Here is a 299-nt window from a genome sequence, read left to right on the forward strand (position 1 = left end):
GGCTGGGACCGGTGATCATCCCGGCGCCGACGGTATCGCCGGTGGCGTCGTCGACCAGCAGGAAACTGCCGGTGGTGCGGTTACGGCGATACGGATCGAATTGCAGCGCCTGCCGGGTCCGCAACTGGACCCGGCCGATCTGGTTGAGCGCCAGGGTATTCGCGTTCTCGTCGCGGTGCAGGGTGTTCACATCGAGCCGGTAGTCCAGGGAGCGGATCTCCGCCGTGACACTGCGGGTGGTGTGCCGCACCGTGTACGACGCGCCGGGGCGCAGCTCCGCTTCGTCGCTGAACCAGCAC

General features: G+C 67.9%; 1 protein-coding gene. It reads right to left on the reverse strand.

From position 1 onward, the window contains the following. Positions 1-299 (reverse strand): elongation factor 1-alpha C-terminal domain-related protein (locus CUZ56_RS14880; RefSeq protein WP_404948050.1); only part of this gene is annotated, 299 nt, incomplete at both ends.

It is taken from the genome of Saezia sanguinis (assembly GCF_003991585.1).
Classification (GTDB): Bacteria; Pseudomonadota; Gammaproteobacteria; order Burkholderiales; family Burkholderiaceae_C; genus Saezia; species Saezia sanguinis.